Genomic DNA, 662 nt, shown 5'->3' on the forward strand with positions numbered 1-662 from the left:
CGATGCGCCGCGCGGGCGGCGCCCGATCTCCCGGGCGCCGCATCTCTCCCGTCGTGCCCTTACAGCCACACCGCATCCCAATGCGGATAATCACCAGCCTTCGCTGCCAATCCCGCTCTAACCGGATTGGCAATGATATATCTGGCGACCTTGAAGACATCCTCATCCCGGCGCAAGGCTCGGTCGTAAAAACCTGTCTGCCAGACCTTCATCCTCTTCATCCCAGTCTTGCGCAGTGCATTGCTGGATTGGCATTTGAAACGCTGCATCAGCGCGCCGAGCGTCACATAGCGCAATTCAAGCAACCAATGCACATGGTCCGGCATCACGACCCAGGCCAGAGATCGGCAGTGGTCTTGTTGCTCTGAGAGACGCAGGTGTTGAATGACCAGGCGTGCAAAGCGAAGATCGTGAAACAGAGGTCGACGCTGGTGCGTAACAGTAGTCAGCATGTAGAGTCTGCCTGGTACCGAGCATCTCGCGCGGCGAAGCATGCAGCCATGGGGGCGGGGCATCGTGTTCATCCTGAACGGGTTTGTGTTCGATCAGTCTAGTCAGGCCATGAATGGATTGATTCGATAGAGATTTGCAGCATGTAAATAGCTGCGAGGTGTGGTCGGGGGTGCCTGTCGTGAGCTTTGTAGGGTGGCGAAGACCGAGCG

Annotated in this window: 1 protein-coding gene; it reads right to left on the bottom strand. The window is 57.6% G+C overall.

The features are described 5' to 3' along the window. Positions 1–59: 59 nt before the first annotated feature. On the bottom strand, positions 60–515 hold the full coding sequence (locus tag PPL01S_RS24225; RefSeq protein WP_016391190.1) for an REP-associated tyrosine transposase: 456 nt from the start codon (positions 513–515) through the stop codon (positions 60–62). Positions 516–662 lie beyond the last annotated feature (147 nt).

Origin of the sequence: Pseudomonas plecoglossicida NBRC 103162 = DSM 15088 (genome assembly GCF_000730665.1) — a bacterium.
Classification (GTDB): domain Bacteria; phylum Pseudomonadota; class Gammaproteobacteria; order Pseudomonadales; family Pseudomonadaceae; genus Aquipseudomonas; species Aquipseudomonas plecoglossicida.

Bases quoted from the DNA above. Each gene is read 5' to 3' on its own strand.
- PPL01S_RS24225 (WP_016391190.1), bottom strand. From the start codon at position 515: ATGCCCCGCCCCCATGGCTGCATGCTTCGCCGCGCGAGATGCTCGGTA.